The 22,221-nt window shown below is 60.3% G+C and carries 15 protein-coding genes and 1 pseudogene; 8 read left to right on the plus strand and 8 right to left on the minus strand.

Features of this window, described 5'->3' with window-relative positions:
- Positions 1–93 precede the first annotated feature (93 nt).
- The 6 genes from RIFP1SYM_RS10745 to RIFP1SYM_RS18135 form a co-directional block, all read right to left on the minus strand.
- Positions 94–549, minus strand: coding sequence for an SCO family protein (locus RIFP1SYM_RS10745; protein WP_240992086.1), 456 nt, complete (start codon positions 547–549; stop codon positions 94–96).
- A gap of 341 nt (positions 550–890) precedes the next feature.
- Positions 891–2,846, minus strand: a complete 1,956-nt coding sequence (locus RIFP1SYM_RS10750) for a c-type cytochrome (RefSeq protein ID WP_139042120.1) — start codon at positions 2,844–2,846, stop codon at positions 891–893.
- A complete protein-coding gene (locus RIFP1SYM_RS16480) occupies positions 2,765–3,292 on the minus strand; it encodes a hypothetical protein (RefSeq protein WP_005964180.1) in 528 nt (175 codons plus the stop codon). The genes RIFP1SYM_RS10750 and RIFP1SYM_RS16480 overlap by 82 nt, the downstream gene beginning before the upstream one ends.
- The gene (locus RIFP1SYM_RS10755) at positions 3,292–4,119 is read right to left on the minus strand and encodes a c-type cytochrome (RefSeq protein WP_005964184.1); all 828 of its coding nucleotides are present in this window, start codon (positions 4,117–4,119) and stop codon (positions 3,292–3,294) included. The genes RIFP1SYM_RS16480 and RIFP1SYM_RS10755 overlap by 1 nt, the downstream gene beginning before the upstream one ends.
- A complete protein-coding gene (locus RIFP1SYM_RS10760) occupies positions 4,116–6,008 on the minus strand; it encodes a cytochrome ubiquinol oxidase subunit I (protein WP_081417741.1) in 1,893 nt (630 codons plus the stop codon). The genes RIFP1SYM_RS10755 and RIFP1SYM_RS10760 overlap by 4 nt, the downstream gene beginning before the upstream one ends.
- A gap of 18 nt (positions 6,009–6,026) precedes the next feature.
- Positions 6,027–6,179, minus strand: a complete 153-nt coding sequence (locus RIFP1SYM_RS18135) for a hypothetical protein (protein WP_006473894.1) — start codon at positions 6,177–6,179, stop codon at positions 6,027–6,029.
- 633 nt (positions 6,180–6,812) lie between these two features.
- Here RIFP1SYM_RS18135 and RIFP1SYM_RS10765 point away from each other — a divergent pair.
- The 8 genes from RIFP1SYM_RS10765 to RIFP1SYM_RS10800 all read left to right on the plus strand — a co-directional run bounded on the left by RIFP1SYM_RS10765 (position 6,813) and on the right by RIFP1SYM_RS10800 (position 20,297).
- On the plus strand, positions 6,813–9,269 hold the full coding sequence (locus RIFP1SYM_RS10765; protein WP_039960319.1) for a HEAT repeat domain-containing protein: 2,457 nt from the start codon (positions 6,813–6,815) through the stop codon (positions 9,267–9,269).
- A 33-nt stretch (positions 9,270–9,302) separates the two neighbouring features.
- Complete coding sequence (locus RIFP1SYM_RS10770; protein ID WP_005964192.1) at positions 9,303–10,043, plus strand: carboxypeptidase regulatory-like domain-containing protein; 741 nt, start codon at positions 9,303–9,305, stop codon at positions 10,041–10,043.
- A 222-nt stretch (positions 10,044–10,265) separates the two neighbouring features.
- Positions 10,266–12,491: a universal stress protein gene (locus RIFP1SYM_RS10775; RefSeq protein ID WP_005964197.1), complete on the plus strand. Its 2,226-nt coding sequence runs from the start codon at positions 10,266–10,268 to the stop codon at positions 12,489–12,491.
- 10 nt (positions 12,492–12,501) lie between these two features.
- Complete coding sequence (locus RIFP1SYM_RS16485; RefSeq protein WP_240992087.1) at positions 12,502–14,532, plus strand: radical SAM/SPASM domain-containing protein; 2,031 nt, start codon at positions 12,502–12,504, stop codon at positions 14,530–14,532.
- On the plus strand, positions 14,529–15,938 hold the full coding sequence (gene hemG, locus RIFP1SYM_RS10785; RefSeq protein ID WP_005964204.1) for a protoporphyrinogen oxidase: 1,410 nt from the start codon (positions 14,529–14,531) through the stop codon (positions 15,936–15,938). The genes RIFP1SYM_RS16485 and hemG overlap by 4 nt, the downstream gene beginning before the upstream one ends.
- 14 nt (positions 15,939–15,952) lie before the next feature.
- Positions 15,953–16,282 (plus strand): hypothetical protein, encoded by a 330-nt coding sequence (locus RIFP1SYM_RS10790; RefSeq protein WP_005964208.1) that lies wholly within the window; start codon positions 15,953–15,955, stop codon positions 16,280–16,282.
- Positions 16,273–18,891 carry a PAS domain S-box protein gene (locus RIFP1SYM_RS10795; protein WP_005964211.1) on the plus strand — a complete coding sequence of 873 codons (2,619 nt, stop codon included), beginning with the start codon at positions 16,273–16,275 and terminating at the stop codon, positions 18,889–18,891. The genes RIFP1SYM_RS10790 and RIFP1SYM_RS10795 overlap by 10 nt, the downstream gene beginning before the upstream one ends.
- Positions 18,888–20,297 (plus strand): sigma-54-dependent transcriptional regulator, encoded by a 1,410-nt coding sequence (locus RIFP1SYM_RS10800; RefSeq protein ID WP_005964213.1) that lies wholly within the window; start codon positions 18,888–18,890, stop codon positions 20,295–20,297. Before RIFP1SYM_RS10795 ends, RIFP1SYM_RS10800 begins: the two co-directional genes overlap by 4 nt.
- A 19-nt stretch (positions 20,298–20,316) precedes the next feature.
- Here the strand turns inward: RIFP1SYM_RS10800 and fliJ are convergent, their stop codons facing one another.
- Entirely contained in the window at positions 20,317–20,754 is a 438-nt protein-coding gene (fliJ, locus tag RIFP1SYM_RS10805; RefSeq protein WP_005964215.1) for a flagellar export protein FliJ, read from the minus strand.
- 18 nt (positions 20,755–20,772) lie between these two features.
- Positions 20,773–22,195: pseudogene (fliI, locus tag RIFP1SYM_RS10810) on the minus strand (flagellar protein export ATPase FliI).
- Positions 22,196–22,221 lie beyond the last annotated feature (26 nt).

Raw genomic sequence — 22,221 nt, forward strand, 5'->3', positions numbered from 1 at the left:
CTACCGGGTTAATAGCGTTGGAAGGGAGGGTTTTGGAAGGAATCAGGTAACTATTCAGCTCTTGACTCTGGCAAGAGCTGAATAGTTACGGAATCAGTTACCGGCATTCAGATGGCGCACCGCCTGAAGTAATACCTCGGGCGGCGTCTCATGGGGAAAGATGAATCGCAACTCTCCATCCGGGGCGATCAGGTAGGTGGCGGCAGAGTGATTAACCGCGTAACCGAAGGCCGAGCCCTCTAATTCCACCTCGTAGTATTGCGCGCCATACTGCTTGGCAACCTTCGCCACGGCCTCTTCCGTGCCCGTCACACCGATCAGATTGGGGTGAAAATATTCCACATAGTCGGCCAGCGACTCCACTGTATCGTGTTGCGGGTCAACACTGACAAAGATCGAGACCGTCTTCTGCAACTCCTCATCACTCAACTCACTGAGCGCCTGGGTCAGAAAAGAGAGCGATGTCGGACAGACGTCGGGGCATCTTGTATAGCCGAAATAGAGGAAGATCGACTTGCCGCGGAAGCTGCCGAGTATCCAACGGCCCATTGACCGAATCGAGCACAAAATCCCCACCCGGCGGGGCCTCAACCTGCTCCAGCACCTCATCCTGCCTAGGCGCCTCAGCCCCGGCAAAGGCACTGAGCGAAAGAAAAAACAGGCAGAAAAACAATGACATGGGGAGTCTTTCAGACATATTCATAACCTCTTCTAAATAACCTATTGGAATAGCTCAAGATTACCCGAAGTCGCTCATCCGGTCATTGCCAATCATCACCATTGATCATCCTCACTGCCGGCCTGCCAGAAAAAGAAAACCCGGAGACACCAAATGGCGTATCCGGGTTAACTGGGGTATCCCAAAGGAGGATGGATCCTATGTTAGTCGTTTAAGTCTTGCGACGCTGTGAACGGACCAGCAAAATGCCAGCCAGGAAGACCAGCAGAGCCACACCCAACGGCATCCCGTAAATATAGACGTAGTCGATCTCCGGCGGCAGTAACAGCCAGTACCAGGTACTCAAAGTATGCTTGGAGCCCACCTCGCCGTTGCTACCATCCCAGTTGGCGAAGGAGATCGGCATGAACTGCCCTTCGGCAAAGTCGATATCCCCCTGCTCACCCCCGCTCAGCGGACGACGCATCACCACCTGCCATTTGCCATTCTTCCAGCTGCCATTCGCCTTCAGACTCTTGTCGTCCTCGCGAAACTTCAGCTTGGCATCCGGACCGCTGCCCTCCAGCAGCATCGCCTGGGCCTCGCGCTTCGGCTCGACGCTGCCGGCATTCCAGTACCAGATGGTAGTGTGATGACTCTTGTCACCGTGGCGGTAGAGCGGCTTCTCCACCATCGGTGACGACATATAGGCATCCTCCAAGGGGAACTGGATCGCAAACGCATCCGAGTGCATCTCCTTGCTCTCATCCTGCAGATCAGTGAAGTAGTCGATACCCGGCCGACTCTCGGTGCGGTCATCCACCTCCAGCAGGAAGGCGATCTCCTGGTCGTTATAGAGCGCACGCACCGTCACTGCGTCGTTGAGCGGGGTAAAGAGGCGATCCTCCTTGATAATATTGGGCACCAGATGCAGGGTGACCGCACTGGCACTGTTCCAACGCGCATCCTCCGCTGAACTGGGCAGATCACCCTCCACTTTCGTGCCAGTTACCACCGCGCCGTCCTTAGGCTGCACCGTGGTCTCGCGCAGACTGTAGACAAAGTTGGCGATATGCCAGCGATCCTCCAGGCTGACCGGATCCTTGTTGCCCTCTTCCACCGCCCGGTGGGCCGGCATCGGCGTGCCGGGTATGCCGATCGAGAGACGGGTGTAGATCGCCTTGATGGTCTCATCCCGCTCCTGCTCAGCAGCGGCGGTCGACTGGGTGGAGCGCCAGGTCCAAGGCTTGGTCAAGTCTCGAGGCCAGATGCGATTACCCCAATCGTCCTCCAACTTCTTGCCGGAGACGATATTGCCCCTGCCCTCCTTGCCGTGGCACTCCTTGCACGATTTGAGGAAGGCCTCGCGGCCCTTCACCACCGACTCCTCACTGTAGGGGATCTGCCCTGCCAACGGCTCCACATCGGTGATCTTTCTGAAGTCATCCTTGGTGTAGTGACCGTCATCGTCGAAGGCATCCTCATCTGCCTCCTCCGGTGGCCAGGCGGAGGTGATATCGAAGCGCTTGATCACCGGGATCAGACTGCGGATCTGCTCGTCGGTCATCAGCGGTCCCCAGCCAGGCATGGCGGTACCGGTCAGACCGAATTTGATGGTGTTGAAGAGATCCTTATCCCGTGGCAGTTTGGTGCCCGGCGAGGTCTTGTATTTAAACAGCGCAAGGGAAAAATCACGCGGTTTTGGGTACATATGCTCGGCGGCGATACCGTCACCCGCCCCCTGCTCACCGTGGCAGACCTGGCAGCGGAACTCATAGAGCTCCTGGCCCTGGATCTGCTTACGCTGCGCCAGCACCTGATCCTTCATCCCGGTGACCTGCTTGGAGACTGCCGGATCCCAGATGCGTGGCACCTGACCGTTGTAATCAAAGAGGAAGGTGATGACGTTCCAGACATCCTCCTCACTGAGCATCTCATGCCAGACCGGCATCGCCGAGTTCCAGGGCGTGCCTTCCTTCGGCAGACCAGGACCACCGGTGGTGATACGCCAGAACAGAAACGATTCCTGCAGCTGCGGGATAATGGTCGGATCCTGGAAGTTGATCGGCTGCGGATTGAAACCCTGGGCGTAGTGGCCCTGGCCGTTCAGCAGATCGCCGTGGCAATAGAAACAGTTCTGATAGTAGACATCACGCCTGCGCTCACCGCCTCTTTGTACTTCTCCCAACCCGCCTCCTTGTCAGAACTCAGAGTCTTAATGATCTCCTCGCGGATCGGATTCTCCAGCAAGGCCAGATCGAAGCTCTTGCCATAGGCCTTCACCGACGCAGGTGGCGCCGGATGCACCTGACGCAGCTCCACCGGGGCCTCGTTGGAGGGCTTCACCATGCCATAGACGGTGTAGCCGATGATCGCCGGAATGATGATCAGCAGCGCCCAGCGCACCACCATCAGATTATCATTGCGCAGCGTGGCGAGAACCGGCGCTTGAAACTCCGTCCAGCGGGCATCATCACACGAGAAGTAGAGCAGCACGCCAATGATCGTGATGATCATGTACTGGATCATCAGCGTCTTCGGCAGCAGCGGCGGGAAGGCATTATCAAACACCAGGTAGGCGATGACGATGACCAGCACCGCCTGCCAGAATGCGGGGATCCTGAATGACTTCATTATTTTTTCTCCGCCAGAAACGTCACGATCATCTGTAGCTCTTTCACCGTCATCTTCTCCGCAAAGTCCGGGGGCATCGCCGGCGGAAAACCTTCAACGATGACCGCCGCTGGATCGACGATGCTCTGGCGGATCCCCGCCTCGCTTAGACGCGCCCCGATTGTGCCCAATCCAGGCCCCACCAGGACATCCTCCGAGTCCATCGCATGACAGGAACTGCAGGCATACTTGCCCAGCGCCTCTTCGGCGGTCACCGCCGGCGCGGGGGCAGCCCCACCAGCCGCTGGCGCGGCTGCGGCAACCTCCGCCGCCGCCTCAGGCGATGGCAGGGAGACAGTCACCTCGTTGCCATCCTTCGCCTGCAGATAGGCGATGACCGCATCTATCTCCATCGCAGAGAGCTGGATCGGCGGCTTATCGATGTGGGGCATCGGCGAAACAGTGTCGTTGGAGCCCTTCTTGCCCCAACCAGCGACCACAAACTTGCTCGGCTCGAGCATCGACTCAAGGATGTAACCCGCCGCATCCTTCGCCTCGCCCTGGTAGCGTTCATCGGCCAGTCGTTTAGCCGAGATGCTCACCATATCCATGCCCTGGATGTCCGGCGCACGCCCCAACGGGGCTGGCTTGTGGCAGAGGGTGCAGGTGCCCTTGTTCATGAACAGATCCTCACCCATGGCAACAAAGTCATCCATCGTCAGGGAACCCAGATCAACCTTCCTCTCCACTGGAGCTTCGCCCTCCACCTGGGGCAACAGCTGGGTCACAGAGGTAAACACCAGGGTCAGCCCCAAGCTGAAACCGATTGTCTTGGCAAAGACATTCATGCCGCACCTCCTTCGGAGGCGGCTACCGGTTTGGCCTGTTTGGTACCGCTCAGATTGGCAACCCAGAACATGAACAGCACAAACAGCAGAAACAACACAGTAACGATGGTGATCATATTGCCCGCGTAACCGATAGTCGGAATGAAATTATCCGGTGAGTTGTCTTTCATCACCGTATAGACATGCCAGTGGGTCTTCACCGAGGAGCGCACATAGCCCATCAGACCCATCAGCCAGGTAAAAGCGATCGGCAGGGCAAACAGGGCATACTGAGCGCGGTCCGGGATCTTGCCCCAGTGCGAAGGCAGGGTCTTGGCGTTCTTGAACATCAGCGCGTCGATGACGATACCGGAGATGATCACCACCAGCGTCGACGACACCTGAGCCACCGAGGAACCCACCTTGTAGACGGTGTTGGTGAAGTAGCCATAGTAGACGCCGAGAAAGATGACATTAGCTATCGCCACCACATAGATCGCCACCATCAACGCATTGCCGATCGGCGCCCAGGCCACCGTCGCCACCTTGTCGGAGCGGCGATAGAGCTGGAACGAGAGAAAGGTGACGATCAGCATCAGGTTCACCGCGATATTCTTCGCCGGCATGATCCCCAACGGACCGAGGAGATGGTGGTGGCTGCCACCCAGCTGGGCGATCTCAGACGCCGACAGGATCAGCGTATGCGGCGTCACCCAGGTGAGGAAACAGACCACCAGCACAAACGCGATAAGGCTGATCAGCGGTTTGTAACGCTCCGATCCCTCGGTGCGAGACATGCCTGCCCAGAGGTAGTAGTTACCCGCCAGCAGGATGGTGCCGATCAGCACCGCCTGCACAATAAACAGCCAGGCCAGGATGCCGCCCATGGCAGTGATGCCCATCTGCTGGGAGTAGGCGTAGATCTCCGCCATCAGCCAGTAGCCGGCGAAGGGCAGCGGCAGAAAGGCAAGGATGGCGATAAAGTTGGAGGTGTAGCCCATCCAGTCGTAGTGAGCGCGTTTCTCTGGGTCCTTGGTGCTGAGGAACTTATAAGCCGCATAGGCCCCAACCACCGCGCCACCGAAGCCGATATTGGCGATAAAGCGATGCAGGTTGATCGGGTTCCACAAAGGCCCCTTCATCACCTCCCAGATATTGCCGATCACCGCGCCGACCTCGTTGACGCCGGAGGGGGCCATCATGAAGGTGGCCCAGGAGTTGGACATCACCATGATGGTCATGCCCGCGCCGTTCAGCAGCAGACCCAACGACAGATGCACCCACTTGGCGTTGCCGTAACGCATCGCGTTCCAGCCATAATAATAGGTGTAGAGGAAGAAACTCTCGAGAAAAAACAGTCCAGCATAGACCAGCCACTGGGCGCCGAACACATGCATCATATAGCCCATAAAGTCGGGATAGAGCAGAAACAGCGCCAGGGCCAGGGAACCGCCGAAAATAGCAGTAATCGAGAAGCCGGTGAGGCTGATCTTCATGAACTCATGGGCCATGCTGTCGTAGCGTTCATCACCGCTGGTCACGCCAACCAGCTCGATCACCAATACAAACAGCGGCACCGCCAACACCAACGCGCCAAAGAACAGGTGCATCTGCGCCAGAATCCACACCACCGCGCGGCTGCTGACCCCGATGTTGGGATAATCCCCACGGCTTGGCTGGGGCGCAGCAATCAGCTCAGGTTCATCGGACTCGGCAGCAGCCAGATCCTCCGCTGGCGTAAAATCCATCCCCTCAACGTGGACCCGGCCGATCGGCGCAATATCGCCATCACCCGCCATGCCTGCGCTGGCAGCGGAGAGCCCGACGGCAAACAGCAGAACCACCAGCACCCTCCGGAGCAGCCCGGGACTCACCCTTTCAAACAGGCTACGCAGTCTCATCTGCCTCATTATCGATTCCCCTTGCCGCTAACCAGCGGGCGTCAGATCCACGTTCAGGGGCAAGCCCTGGATACTCATGATCATCTGATCAAGCCCGTAAAACGCTACCAGCACTGCAACAAAGGCAGCCCCCCAGATAAGCAGGGTGGCAGGCATTCCGAGTTTTTTCTGTTCGCTCATATTCCCTCTCCTAACCGTGGTGGACCACAACGCCGCCGGAATAGATAAGCAGCCAGTAGAAGAATGCCAGCACTCCGACCAGGACGGAGGCAAATAACTTTGGACCCCAATTTTTAGCCGAAGCAGAGTGCTGTTCTTTCTCAGACATATTGAAATACCCCTTCCCCAGTGACCGTGAACCCAGCTCCCGCCTAGCAAGCAAATACCAAGCCAAAGCACCACCCTTTCAAAACCCTCACGCCAACCCCTTGGATTACAGTGGTTTTAACCATTTAGCCCACTCCAGCTCCGTTTTCATGCAGGCAACTTCGATCCCCCTCAAACCCTCTACAGAAAATAAATGAACGATTCTTTCAGCCGCTCCAGCAAAACTGCATCAATTTTTTCAACCCAGCCTGCCGAGCTTCCGCTCAGACACGCGCCGACCGACACACCAGAGGACAAACAATCTCACCGAGAAAAATTGAACGATTTGTTCATTTTTCTACCTCTTGAGGCTACGATCTAAACATCTCATTCCATGCGGCCGGCCATTTTGAACGGGATAATGCTCCACTCACCACTACCTACCGCCCCAGCGCTTTGGCACCGTATTTGCTAGCAAAGGAAAGATTCATCTCCACCAGGCCAGCCATGAATATGCGATCAAAAACCGAACAGGCACTCATCGAACTGATGAAAAACGGCGATGAAGCCGACCGCTGCTATGCCGCCAGAACACTTGGCACCCTGCACAGCCAAAATGCAGTTGAAACGCTCATCGCGCATCTAACCGACGAGGATATCGACGTCTGCGTCGACGCCGCCGAAGCCCTTGGGCGGATTGGCGACCCGGCAGCCGTACCACCACTGCTGAACTCTCTGTCGAAAGAAGAGAGTGGCGAGGTCTGCACCGCAGTCACCAGCGCGCTTGGCATGCTTGGCGGCGAAGCAGCGATCGATGCACTAAAGAAGATTGCAGTGGAGCGTCCCGAAGCCATTGAGTGGGAAGACGACTGGGATAGATGGTGGGATGTCCAGCTTGCCGCGGTAGAGGCACTGGGCAGATATGGCATCGAGGATGCCACTGAGCTGCTGGTCGACATCATGGACAGCGATGCCAGCCAGGACATAGATGCCGAGATCTACCACGCCCTCTCCAGCATCAAGCAGCGAGGCTTTGAAGTACTCTGCGAGCGGCTCAAATCGCCTAGCGCGATGCACCGTCGTCGTGCCGTCACCGCCCTTGGCCGCAGCGGCTCGCCGGATGCCAGCAGCAAGATCGGTCAGAGCCTGCGTGACAAGGCCCCCGAGGTACGCGCCGCCGCCGCCGCCGCCCTCGCCAAATTAGAGGCCCACCATTATCTGTCCGCAATAGTGCTGCTATTGCGGGATGAAGACGAAGATGTCCGCTCCGCTGCGGTGGAGGCCAGCAGCCGGCTTGCAGCCAGCCAGGGCGATCCCGAACTGTTGCTCAAGGAGAGCAGCAGCCTGCTCGTCGACCCAAACAGCCTGGTGCGAACCACCACTCTCAAGACCCTCAGCGGGCTGATCCAGCCGGAGGCACTGGAGCAAACAACACGCCAACTGGTCGAACAGAACCTGAGTCACAGCGACTTCAATACCGCCGCTGCTGCTGCCGATCTGCTCGCCGCCAACCGCGCCAGCGAGTCGATCGAGCCGCTCATCGAGATGGTCGGCAACAACACCATCTACTCCATGGCCCGGCGCCATGCGATCCTCGCCCTGCGCAGTTTTGGCATCAACAATAGAGCGATCATCGATGTCCTGAAGAGCGCTGTCCTCGACAAGGATCAGGCGGTACGCATCGCCGCACTCGGCGCACTCAGCCATCTTGAACAGTTTCCGCTTCAGGAAGATGAGGCAACCGATCAGCAGCCACAGCGTCCACTCGATATTGTGCTGGCTGCGATCAATGGCGAACTGATCAAACCGGAAGAGAGTGAGGTGCCGCCCATTAGCCAGACGGTCGAATTCGACCCCGAGGCCGACAAGACCCTACCCAAGCAGACCGAAGATGAGACCGCTTCTGATGAGCAGGCGGCGACCAGCACCCTGGCAGAGATCACCGGAGCAACAGAAGAGGCTGCCACAACTGAACCGCTGCAATTGCCAGAGCAACCCAGCAGAGTGGTTGAGGTTGGCGAGGTCAACAAGGCGATCTCGACCCTCGATGCCATCGCCATGGACAACGTGGAGGCAACCCTGGGCATAGGCCAGGAGGAGCCGACCGCAGCGCCCGAGTATGACCAGGAGACCGAGGAGTTCCTCAAACTGGTGGAGCAAAACAATCGCACCGCCATGCGAATGAAGAAAAATCGCCGCACCATCCCGCTCGAAGACGATCTGCGCATTCTCGGCCTGCGGGTGCTGACGAAGCAGACCGATGAACGGGCCATCGCCGCGATGCTTCAGGCACTCAACGACGACAACAACGAGATCAGGTATGAAGCCGCACTCGCCATCGCCGAGGCCGCCAAACTCAACCGCGACGCCCCAGGGCTGATGAACGCCATGGGTTCCCTGATCACCCAGCTCGGCCTGGGCGACGAGGATCAACAGATCGCCTGCGCCCGCGCCCTCGGCTATCTCGGCAACAAGGCGGCGATCCTGCCGCTGCTGGATGCACTGCAGTCTGACCTCACCCAGACCAAGATCGAGGCGATCCGCGCCCTCACGAACCTCGCCTTGCACGGCTCTGACCCGGTTGAGGCGGACCACATGGTGACCAAGCCTGTCTCCCCCAAGACGATCGTCCGCAAGATCAAAGGCATGCTGCAGAGCCAAAAGAACGGGGTGCGCATCACTGCCGCCAACGCACTCAGCGAACTGCTGCAGCTCGAAGCACTGGCAGATGAGATCCCCGACACCATCGAGAGGTTGATTGCCACCGCCTTCCTTGGCAGCGGCGAACATGCACGTCCAATCGGCAAGATACTGCGTCAGATCGACGCCGAAGCCAGCGCACAACGCCTACTCAAGGGGCTGGCCGAGGTCGACTCCAGCGCTGAGCGGCGCTTTGTCATCGAAATGCTCGAAGAGCTGTTTGTTTCCCATTCCCAAGAGGCTCAGCCGCAGCAGGCGGCCTGATCCACCAACCAGACTCCACAGGAGATTCAGCACATGAAGAAGTTGATCACCGCGCTCAGCATCGCCGGCCTCTGCGCCCTACCCCTGGCAAGCCAGGCGGCCTACAAGGAAGGCACTGTCAGCAACGGCGGCACCATCACCGGCACTATCACGTTTGCCGGCAAGGACCTAGCGCCAAAGACCTACAAGATCAGCAAAGACAACGACGTCTGCGGTACCGGTACCCGTGAGATCGACTATGTCCGGGTCGAAGGCGGCAAGCTGATGGACGTTGTGGTCTATCTCGACAAGGTCAAGAGCGGCAAGCCCTTCCCCGCCGACGTTTCGGACGCCACCATCGATCAGCAGGGCTGTGAGTTCAAACCCTTCATGCAGGTGATGCGCAACAATTCCAAGCTCAACGCGGTCAACAAGGATCCGATCCTGCACAACATCCACACCTACGAGCTGATCCGCGGCGACGCCAAAGGGCCGAAAAAGACCATCTCCAACATCTCCCAGCCTGAACCCAATACCGTCACCAGCACCATCAAGATGAAGAAAGGGCCGGCGATGAAGGTCGAGTGCGACGCCCACGACTTCATGCACGGTTTTGTCTTCGTTGCCAAGAACCCCTACTTCGCCAAGGTAAAAGCAGACGGCAGCTTTGAGATCAAGGACGTACCGCCCGGTAAATACAAGATCAAGGCCTGGCACGGCTTTTTGAAGAACCAGAAGGGCAAGGTCACGGTTGAAGCCGGTGGCACCGCAACCGTCGACTTCACCTTCAAGTAAGACAGAGGAGAACCAGGCCATGGCGCTATTGAAACGATTCAATCTGGCACCGCTTGATTACATGGCGATCATCGCCGGCATCATCAACGCACTGGTGATTGGTTCCATCGTTGTCTACTGGTTTCTCAACCAATAACAAAAACCTGATACGGGTTGCGGGGCGATCCCTGCGACCCGTTATCTACCTTCTGATAACGACCAACAGCAAAACGACCCGATACCATGTCATCGCAAGCACAGACCCAACCCACGCAGACTGCGCCGCTGCCGGAATACCGCTCGATCCTGCTCGCAGTCGACTCTTCCGACCACGCCAACCGGGGCACTAGCGAGGCCGTCGCCCTGGCATCGATCTGGCAGAGCGATCTCACCGCTGCCCACGTCTACGCAGCCAAGCTGCACGATGTGCGCTTCCGCCAGATGGAGGGTGGTCTGCCGGAGCAGTTCCGCGAAGAGCAGGAGCTGGAGCGCCAGCGCGATGTGCATGATGACCTAATTACCCGTGGCCTCTCAATCATCACCGACTCCTACCTGGATCAGGCTGAGCGCGAGAGCCGAGAACAGAACATCGAACTCAGACGCCGCTCGCTGGAGGGCAAGAACTACCGCGAGCTGGTGAACGAGACCAACAGCGGCAACTACGACCTGCTGGTGATCGGCGCACTGGGGCTCGGTGCGGTCAAGAGCAGCCGCCTTGGCACCGTCTGTCAGCGTGTCAGCCGCCGCAGCGAGATCGACACCCTGGTGATCAAGGAGCCGCAACGCTCCATCGCCAACGGCCCAATCGTGGTCGCGGTGGACGGCTCCGCCAAATCCTACGGCGGCCTGCTCACCGCCCTCAGCCTGGCGCAGCAGTGGCAGGTGCCGGTCAAGGTGATCTCCGCCTTCGACCCCTACTACCACTATGTCGCCTTCAACCGTATCGCCGGCGTGCTCTCCGAAGAGGCGGGCAAGGTATTCCGCTTCCAGGAGCAGGAGAAACTGCACGAAGAGATCATCGACTCGGGTCTGGCGAAGATCTACCAGGGCCACCTCGACGTGGCAAAACAGGTCGCCGCCGACCAGGGTATCGAGGTCGAGACTACACTGCTCGACGGCAAACCCAACGACGTCATCGACCGCTATCTGAAACGGGAGAAACCCTCCCTGCTGATAATTGGCAAGCTCGGCATCCATGCCGATGAGGGGCTCGACATCGGCGGCAACACCGAGGCACTGCTCAACGATTGCGACTGTGCCATCCTGCTGAGTCAGCGCGAATACCAGCCACCGGTGGAGAAGATCGCCGCCGTCACCACCTCATGGACCCACGAAGCGGAGACGCGCATGAACCGCGTGCCTTCCTTCGTGCGCAACATGGCACGCATGGCTATCCTGCGTTACGCTCAGGAACGCGGCCACACCGTGATCACCGAGAGCATTGTCGAAGAGGCCACCGCTCAGCTGATGCCCGGACACGCTGAGGATGCAATGGCCGAGATCGTAGAGGCCTACGACAAGGGCGAGCTGAAACGTAAACCCAACGCAGAAGAGGCAATACGCTGGAACGACGATGCCAAGGCACTGCTGCTGACCATCGATGACCTCTCTCTGCGCGGTAACCTCAGCATGCGAGCCGAAAAGAAGGCCCGTAGCGAAGGCAAGCGCCAAGTGGCCATCCACCATCTGCAGGCCTTTCTGGATGATCCCAGCCAACACAGTTCCGGAGCTGCCTCTTCTGCCTATGGTCACCCTCCCTCGGCCACCCAAGCAGATGAGGCAGCTCCCTCTAATCTCCACTGGCAGGCCGCGGCACTGGCGCGTCTGATGCGGGTGCCAGAAGGCTTCATGCGCGACGCCGCCAAACAGCGCATCGAGGACTATGCCCGCGCCCAGGGGCTGAGTGAGGTCAGCCTGCAAACCGCTGAAGCGGGACTGGCCGAGGCGCGCAAGGCGATGGAAGCCCAGATGCAGGGCGACAAACAGCCCGCTGCCAGCCTGCCGGAAAAGAAAAAGAGCGCCTGCCCCTTCGCCCATCGGGCGCAACCGGCAAAGCCAATCAAGCAGGAAGAGAAAAAACCTAACCTCAACTGGAGCGACCAAGCCCAACAGAGCATGAACAGCGTCCCTGCCGGCTTCTGCCGTGAGATGACCATGAAGGCTGCCGAAACCATCGCCACGCAACGTGGTCTTGAGCAGATCGACAGCGACTTCATCCAGCAGGTAATGACCACCTTCAAGCAGGGCTCCAGCCAGGTCAATGAAAGCATGCCCTGGGACGAAACAGCCCGCGAACGCATCGCCCGCGCCCCCGACATGGTACGCGGCATGCTGGTGCAGGAGATCGAAGGCTGGGCCAGACGCGAGGGATATGAACGGGTCGATACGCGGGCGGTAAATGCAGTCAAGCAGGTCTGGACGGAACGCGGCGTGTTCCACCTCGATCCCAACGACTCCCGTAATCAGTGAGCCCAATGCGATGAACGATCTGTTTCTCATCGCCATCAACCTCACCCGCCGCTGCAACCTCGCCTGCGCCCACTGCTACATGGACGCAGCGACCCGCGAGGCAGGCAGCGAGGCTGAGCTGACCACCGACGAGGTGAAGGCACTGCTCGATCAGATCCGCGAGCGGGGCGACGACACCATGGTGGTACTCACCGGCGGTGAACCGTTGCTGCGCCGCGATCTGGAAGCGCTGGTCGCCCACGGCAACGGGCTCGGCCTGGCGATGGTAGTCGGCACCAACGGTGTGCTACTCAACGAAAAGCGCGTCGCCGCGCTCAAAGCGGCCGGCGCGATGGGCATGGGTATCAGCCTCGACTCCCTCGATCCAAACCACCACGACAGCTTCCGCGGCTGTCCCGGCAGCTGGGAGAAAACCCTGGCCGGCATGGAGTTCTGCCGACAGGCCGACCTGCCATTTCAGGTCCACTTTTCCGTGACCGAGCAGAACGCCGACGAGGTGCAGTCGATGGTCGACTTCACCAAAGCCGCCGGCGCCCACGTGCTCAACATCTTCTTCCTGGTCTGCACCGGACGCGGTGAGTCGATGTCCGACATCACCCCACAGCGCTACGAACAGGTGTTGCAGCAGTTGGTCGAGGCACAGGACGCAAACAAGGATCTGCTGCTCCGCGCCCGCTGCGCCCCCCACTACAAACGCATCGCCTACCAGCACGATCCGGAGTCACCGCTGACCCGCGCCCAGGGCTACGAGGGCGGCGGCTGTCTGGCGGGTATCCACTACTGTCGCATCACCCCCGAAGGTGCGGTCACCGCCTGTCCCTACCTGGAGGCGGAAGAGGGCTCGATCCGCCAGGAAAGTTTCTGGCAGATCTGGGACAGATCACCAACCTTCCAGCAGCTACGCAACCCGCAGCTGCATGGCAAATGCGGCAAGTGCGAATACCAGAAGCTCTGCGGCGGCTGCCGCGCCCGCCCAGTGGCGATGGGCAACGGCCTGATGGACGCCGACCCCTGGTGCGACTATCGTCCCGAAGGCGGCGGCATCATCCAGCCGCTGATCCCGCAGCTCAGCGATGAGATCCGCTGGTCACCAGAGGCGCAGCAGCGCCTCTCTCGGGTGCCCGGTTTTCTGCGCAAGATGGTGCGCAAGCGCGCCGAGACCTATGTACGGGAGCAAGGCGAAACCTTGGTCACCCCGGCACACATGGCGACCCTGGCGAAGAATCGCTTCAAGAAGGGCATGCCGGGCCGCCCCGCCAACATCGCCTCGATTGCCGAGGCCGGCGCCAAATCGATCTCCGAGGCCCCCTCCCTACCCTGGACCGGCGAGGCCCAGGCCTATCTCGACCAGCTGCCTCCCTTCCTGCAGTCCGGCGTACAGCAGGTGGNCGAGGATGTGGCGCGCAGCGAGGGCCGGTTTGAGGTCAACATCAAACTATTACAGCGGCTTGAATCGGAAGATGCAGCCAAACGCGCTTTCCCCTGGAGTGAGGCGGCAGAGCAGCATCTTGCCGAGGCGCTGGCCGACAAGGCGCCCCAGGTAAGAATGTTTGTGCAACCCACCATGGAGGCGGCAGCAGAACGCGAGGTGAAACGCCGCCACGCCCAACAGGTGGAACTGCAGGATGTGGAGGCGGTGACCGCCACCCTGCTGGCCGGGGTCGAGTGGTCGCCAGAGGCGCTGGCGCGAGTCAAATCGGCGCCGGAATTCGTCCGCGCAGGCATCAAGAAGGCCGCCGAGTTCGGCGCCCGCCGCGATAGCCTGGCGGTGATCGGCAGCAACGACCTGACCCGCTACCGCAACCGGGCGATGATGCGGGCGGTGATGCGGATGAAGGGCATGGGCATGACATCCCTCGACTTCGACGCCTTCGCCGTCGCCAAACAACAGGTCAAACGACTGCAGGACAACCCCCAGGCGGAGCAGCGTTTCTCCAAGATCCGCGACTACGTGGAGGGCCACCAGGCACCCGACGGCAGTGGCCTCGGCACCCTCGGCCACGATCTGATCGAGCGGATGAAGCGGGAGCTGAAAGAGTGAACCAACAGAAGATCCTGATCATCGGCGGCGGCATCTCCGGTCTCTCCACCGCCCGTTGGCTGGCCGACAGCGGCGTTCCAGTGGAGCTGTGGGAGGCCGACCAGCGCCTCGGCGGCAAGATCCGCAGCCACCGGGAGTCGGGCTATCTCACGGAAAACGCTGCCGGCATCCTGATGAACTACCGCGCCGAGGTGGACCAACAGATCAACGCTGCCGGACTGAGCGAGCAAAAATGCTCCCGCGGCAGCGATATGCGCCGCTATGTGGTCCAGGGAGGCAGGCTCTGCGAGGTGCCGATGCAGGTGCCGGCACTGCTCGCCTCACCGTTGTGGAGCTGGCGCGGCAAGCTGCGCATGGCCAGCGAACTGCTGGTTGCCAGAGGCGGGGATGAGCAGGAGACAGTGAGCCAGTTTATCCGCCGTCGCTTCGGCAGCGAGATCCTCGAGAAGGTGATGGACCCCTACGTGGCCGGCACCCTCGCCTCCGATCCGGAGCAGGCCAATGCCGCCAGCGTGCTGCCGCGCATGACCGCGCTGGAGCGACGCTACGGCAGCATCACCGCCGGCATGTTGATCAATCGACTACTGCATCGGCGGCGTGCCAACCGCGCCGAAGCTTTCTCCTTCCAGGGAGGCATGGGCAAACTGGTCGAACAGCTGGCCAACCACCCACTGATCAAACGGCTGTCTGGCACCCGTGCCACCACTCTGCAACTGAGCGGCACAGGCTGGCAGGTCGGCGCCACGGACCGCAGCGGCGCGCAGCTGAGCCGCCAGGTCGATCAGCTGGTGCTCGCCACCCCCGCCGACGCTACCGCCGGGCTGCTGGATGGGCAGGATGCGAGACTCGCCCGGCTGCTGGATGCAATCGAATACGCGCCGCTGTCGGTACTCCATCTGGGCCTGGCCCGTAAACAGATCAGCCATCCGCTCGACGGCAGCGGCTTCCTCACGCCGCGCCGGGAGGGGCTGAGTTTCAACGGCAATCTCTGGATGAGTAGTCTGTTCGCGGGACGTGCCCCGAGCGGCCAGGTGCTGCTGACCAGCTACATCGGCGGGGCGCGTCATCCTGAGCGAAGCAACTGGAACGAAGCACAGGCGCTGACCTATACCCTAGCTGATCTGCGACGTTTGATCGGTCTGCGCGGCGAGCCCGATTATCTGCGGCTGGTGCACCATCCGCGCGCCCTGCCGCTCTACCACGGTGACTATCTGCAGCGCAGTCGACAGATCAGAGCGCGTGTCGAGGCACTCCCCGGCCTACACCTCGTCGGCAACTATCTAGACGGTGTCTCGGTACGTGACCGAATTGTGCAAGGCAGTGTCACGGCACAGCAGATTCTCCACAGCAGCCGATCAGAGAGCGGCGCCCAGGCCTTCAGCTACCGGCCCGCCACGGTTGGCTGAAAGAGAGCAGCTCGATGAATGATCCTGTGACCCAATCCGAGCCGGCCGGCGAATTCAAACTCTGGCGGCTGATCCTAGCGGTGCTGCTGATCCTGCTCGGCATCTCGATCAGCGCCCAGTGGTATGCCCGTAACATCACTCTGCCACGTCACTGCGAGGATCCCGACCAGACCCTGCGGCTGGCGCGCCAGGTGCTGACCGAACGCACCCCCGCCGGGGAGGAGTCCCGCCGTCCCTACATTATCGCCGCCCGCATCACCTTTCTGGTGCCGCGGGAGGGTGATGAACCCCTCGATGACTACCTACAACGCCTGCGCCGGCATCTGGAGCGTGAATGCCGATAACCCCGCCACCGCGAACGCTCTCCCGGCTAAGCCTGTTTAAGGGGTTTCTGCAGGTTTTTCTACCGCTACTGGGAGTGCTGGTGGTGGTCGGAATGATGCACTACTACACGGTCTACGCCACCGAACGGAGCGGCCGGGAGTCCAGCGAGACCCTCAATGTGGGGCTGGCTCGGCGCATGATCAATGCAGATATCAGCGCGGTACTGAGCGATCTGCGCTTTCTAGTGGAGCACATCCAGCGCCAGCATGTGTTCGAGATGTCGCCACAGCAGCTGGCCCGGCTGATCGGGCTTGAGTTTCAGGTGTTCGCCGAGAAAAAACGCCTCTACGACCAGATCCGTTTCCTCGACGAGAACGGCCTGGAGGTGGTGAGGGTCAACTTCAACGGCGGTAATCCCCGCATCCTGCCCGACGAAGAGCTGCAGAATAAACGCAATCGCTACTACTTCCAGCAGGCCATTGAGCTGTCGGAGGGGGCCAGCTACATCTCACCGCTCGATCTCAATGTGGAGGGGGGGCAAATCGAGTATCCGCTCAAACCGATGATGCGCTTTGCCACCCCGATCTTCGACCGTAACGGCGTCAAACGCGGCATCATCCTGCTCAACTACCTGGGCGAGCGACTGATCCAGAATTTCACCCACGCGGCGGCCAACATCGCCGACCACACCGAGCTGGTCAACCAGGAAGGCTACTGGCTCAGCAGCCCCAACCCGGAGGACGCCTGGGGTTTCATGCTGGGCCGCAACACCACCTTTGGCAAGCGCTACCCTGCCGCCTGGCGGATCATCTCCAGCCAGCAGCAGGGGCAGTTTGCCAACCCAGAGGGGCTCTTCACCTTTCATACCGTACACCCGGTCAACAGCGCCGCCAGCAGTGATCTGCCACTGCTTGATCAGCCGCTGAAGTTCCAATCTACCAGTAGCCGGATCTGGAAGATCATCTCCCGCATCCCCCCCAGCGATATCTACTCCAGCCTGCCGGGCTTTTTAAGACAGCACCTGGCGCTCTATCTAGCGATGTTCCTGCTGATCAGTTTCGGTTCAGCGCTGCTCGCCTACTCCCATCTGAGGCACCGGCGCGCCGAGGCGCAGAGCGAATATGAGAAGCGCTTCCGCCACACCCTGGAGAACATCGAACTGGCCGCCGTCACCCTCGATCGGCAGGGGCACATCCGTTTCTGCAACAAGCACTTTCTGGGACTGACTGGCTGGAACCAGAATGAACTGGTCGGCAGCAGCTGGATCGAACGGTTTGTGCCGAAAGACGCCACCGATCAGATCACCGATGTACTCTCAGCGATGGGCGACCCCCAGGAGTTTCCCACCCTGACCGAGACCCAGGTCAAGACCCGCAACGGCGAACTGCGGCTGATCGCCTGGAACAACACCCTCTCCTACAACACCGAGGGAGAGGTGATCGGAGTCACCGGCATCGGCGAGGACATTACCGAAAAACGCCACGCCGAAGAGGAGCTGCACAAACTCTTCCAGGCGGTAGAGCAGAGCCCCAGCATCGTCATGATCACCAACCCCATGGGGGAGATCGAATACGTTAATCCCAAGTTTACCGAGGTCACCGGCTACCCCGCCGCTGAGGTGATGGGCCAGAATCCCAGCGTACTGAAGTCTGGTGAGACCTCGTCCGACGAATACCACTCCCTGTGGGATGCGATCAGTGACGGCGGTGAGTGGCGTGGTGAGTTCCACAACCGGCGCAAAAACGGCGAACTCTACTGGGAGTCGGCTGCGATCAGCGCAATCCACAACGCTGCGGGCGAAATCACCCACTATCTGGCGGTGAAGGAGGACATCACCGAGCGCAAGCGTCTCGAGGCCGAGGTGGCGGAACGCAATCGGGAGCTGGCCCACGCCCAGACTCTGGCGGCAATGGGCCGGATGGCCAGCATGATCGCCCATGATCTGCGCAATCCGCTCTCATCGGTGAAGATGACCCTGCAGATCCTCGGCAAGCAATCGGGCGACAACAGCGATGATTCGAAGGAGAGCGAGCTGCGGCAGATCGCCCTCGACCAGATCCGCTACATGGAGGAGATCCTCTCCGACATGCTGACCTACTCCCGTCCCGACGCCATCAAACCCCAATGGCTGAGCGTGGAGAAGATCATCGACACCGCCATCGGTCTGGCGCAGAAGAAGATCGACACCTTCAAGGTCGACCTGCACACCTTTTATCAGCCGGGCATGCCCACCGTTTACGCCGACCCCAACAAGCTGCGCCAGGTCTTCTCCAACCTAATCGTCAACGCCGCCCAAGCCACCTCCTGTGCAGAAAAACCCCAGATCATCATCGAGGTGATGATCGAACTCGGTCCACGTGGTACCGGCCTGCGCATCGATATCTGTGACAACGGCTGCGGTATCGACCCGAAGATTGCAGCTAAGCTGTTCGATCCCTTCTATACCTCCCGCGCCCAGGGGACCGGTCTTGGCCTGGCGATCGTCAAACGCATTATCGAACAACATAAAGGCAGCATCATGCTGCACAATAACGAACCGCAGGGCGCCTGTGCATCAATTGTCCTGCCCACTTCGTTTCAATCACCGGAGCACTCCGGAGATTCTCAGCTTGAGGAAGAGGAGAGATGAGCAAAATTCTCATTGTGGATGACGACGTCGCCAGTTGCCGTACCCTGCAACTGCACCTGCAGACCCAGGGACACCAGGTCGGGATCGCGCACAGCGTCGACGAGGGGCTGATACAGGTGCTGCACAAGGCACCTGAACTGGTGATCCTCGATATCCGCATGCCCGGCAAGTCAGGGCTCGAAGGGCTGCCCGAATTCCGACAGGCTCTGCCGACCACCCGCATCATCATGATCACCGCCTTCCACGATATGGAAAGCACCATCGAGGCGATGCAGAAGGGCGCCGACGACTACATCCACAAACCGATCGATATCGATGAGCTGGAGGCGTCGATCGACAAGCTCAACAGCGATAACAACGACGATCTGGTCAATACCGAAAAAAGCATCCAGCCGGGCGGCCACCCGCTCACCATGGTCGGCCGCAGCCGTGCCATGAAAGAGGTCTTCAAGACCATCGGGCTGGTGGCGAAGAGCCCAGCCACAGTGCTGATCACCGGCGCCTCTGGTACCGGCAAGGAGCTGGTGGCTCGCGCCATCCACCGCGCCAGCGCTTCTCCGGACGGCCCGCTTGTTGCCGTCAACTGTGCCGCACTAGTGGAGACCCTGCTCGAATCGGAGATGTTCGGTCATGAAAAGGGCGCCTTCACCGGCGCAGTCTCCCGCCAGGAGGGTAAGTTTGCACTGGCCCGCGGCGGCACCATCTTTCTCGACGAGGTCGGCGAGCTCTCCCCCTCGATGCAGGCCAAGCTGTTGCGGGTACTACAGTACAAGGAGTTCACCCCACTCGGCGCCAAGCAGCCCCAGACCACCAATGCACGGGTGATCACCGCCACCAATCTCGATCTCTCTGAGCAGGTGCAGCGCGGCAACTTCCGGGAGGATCTCTTCTACCGGCTGCAGGTGATCAACATCCATCTGCCGCCACTGCGCGAGCGCAAGGAGGATCTGATGGACCTGATCCAGACCCTGCTGGCGCGCATCAACAAAGAGTTGCGGCGCAACGTCTCGCACATCACCAAAGAGGTGCTCGACTGCCTGCAGGCCTACCATTGGCCCGGCAATGTGCGTGAACTGGAGAATCTGTTGATGAAGTGCGTGGCGCTCTCCCCCGGCGACAAACTCACCCGCGATCTGCTACCCGACTATATCTGCCAACAGGCGGAGCTGAACCCGCCCCTACCACAAGCCAGCGGCAAACCGCTGGAGCGGTGGAGTCTGGAGGAGATGGAGAAGGCCCATATCCAGCGGGTGCTTGACGCCAACAACTGGCACAAGGGGCGGGCCTGCGAGATCCTCGGCATCTCCCGCCCGCGCCTGCGGCGCATGATCAACCAGTTTGAACTGAGTTCGCCAAACGGCACCCCTATGGAGGAGGATGAGTTGCGGGAGGGCAGCAGGGCTTGAAGTAATCAGCCCAGGCGCCTCACTCCTCACGGCCAAGGCGCTGACTCAGCTCGTCGCTCTCTTTCTGCTCACTACGCGCCTCGTTCTTGCTCTCAGCAATCTGATAGCGGTCGATCGCCTTATTCAACGCCTGGGTGCGGCTGTGTTTCTCTCTCCAGTGGCTCTTTTTCGCTGTGTGCTCAGACTGACTAGCGGCAACCACCGACTCCTGCCGGCGGATCGCCTCATCCAGCTTGGCGATAAACGCGCGATACTCCTGCATCTGCGCAGCCGCAATACCGTTGCGCGCGGCCTGCTCAAAGCGCTGCAGGTAGTCCTGGTGGTAGTGGCGTAGCTGCTCCAGCTTGTTCTGCTGCTCCTGCAAGACCTTACGTGAGATACCAAGATTACGGGCCGCCACCTGCTCACGGGAGTGGGCCACTCGCTGTACCGGTTTGAGTCGCTTTGATGGAGACATGACATCCTACCTCACTACTTAAGGGGTCTCTGACCCTGGTTGCTGCTGCTCCAGCCCCGCGATCAGATCATTGTTCCCATCCTGCTCTGGAGGAAACAGCGCCGCCAAACCCTCCAGGCTCTCTTCCAGATTGACTGGGGTGTACATATCCTGACGCAGGAAATCGTTGAGTGCGGGCATCGCCGCAATTGCCATGTCGATCTGCTCATTGCTACCCGCCTCATAGGCACCGACACTGACCAGATCACGATTCTGCTGATAGAGGGAGTAGAGATGCTTAAATGATCTCGCCGCATCCTGATGACCATAACTGGTGATGTCGTTCATCGCCCGGCTGATTGAGGCCTCGATATCGAATGGCCGGATAGTGCCCCGCATCCGCCAGGCGGCGCGACAGCACGATGTGTCCATCAAGGATCGCCCGCGCCGCGTCGGCGATCGGGTCGTTCTGGTCATCCCCCTCCGCCAGCACGGTGTAGAAGGCGGTGATCGAACCACTGCCGGTATCGCCGTTGCCCGCGCGCTCCACCAGTTGCGGCAGCTTGGCGAAGACCGAAGGCGGGTAGCCTTTGGTTGCCGGGGGTTCGTGGATCGCCAGAGCGATCTCCCGCTGCGCCTGGGCAAAGCGGGTCAGTGAATCCATCAACAGCAGCACATGTTTGCCCTGCTCGCGGAAGTACTCGGCGATGCTGGTGGCGAGCATCGCGCCATGCAGACGCCGCAGCGGCGGATTGTCCGCCGGCACCGCCACTACCACTGCACGCTTCATCCCCTCCTCACCGAGGATGTTCTCAACAAACTCCTTCACCTCGCGGCCGCGCTCACCGATCAGACCGACCACGGTGACATCGGCGTTGGTGTAGCGGGTCATCATGCCGAGCAGCACGCTCTTGCCAACGCCGGAACCGGCAAACAATCCGAGGCGCTGACCACGGCCAACGCTGAGCAGGGCGTTGATCGCCCGCACCCCCACGTCGAGGGGCTCGCGGATCGGCGTCCTGGCCAGCGGGTTGAAGGTCTCGCCGGTAAGCGGACGACGTTCATCGCTGCGCAGCGGCCCCTTGCCATCCAGTGGCTTGCCGGCGCCGTCGATGACCCGCCCCAGCAGATGATCGCCCACCACCGCCTCACAGACCCGCCCGGTGGGGATGACCCGGGCGTCCTGCTCCAGTCCGCGGATATCGCCGGTGGGCATCAAATAGAGACTCTCCTCACCGAACCCCACCACCTCCGCCTCGATGTGTACACCACTGGCGCTGACCACCTCGCACTGGCCGCCAATCGCGGCGCGGCAACCCACTGCCTCCAGGGTCAACCCCACCATGCGGGTGAGCCGCCCCTCCACCACCAGACCACGACTGTCGCCCAGACGCTTTTCGTACTCTTTCAGGCGTTGCAACCAGATATGGGAGCGATTTTCAGCTGGGCTCTGCTGGCTCATCGGCTATCTCTCCGACTCATCCAACG

Source organism: endosymbiont of Riftia pachyptila (vent Ph05) (assembly GCF_000224455.1).
GTDB classification, from domain to species: domain Bacteria; phylum Pseudomonadota; class Gammaproteobacteria; order Chromatiales; family Chromatiaceae; genus Endoriftia; species Endoriftia persephonae.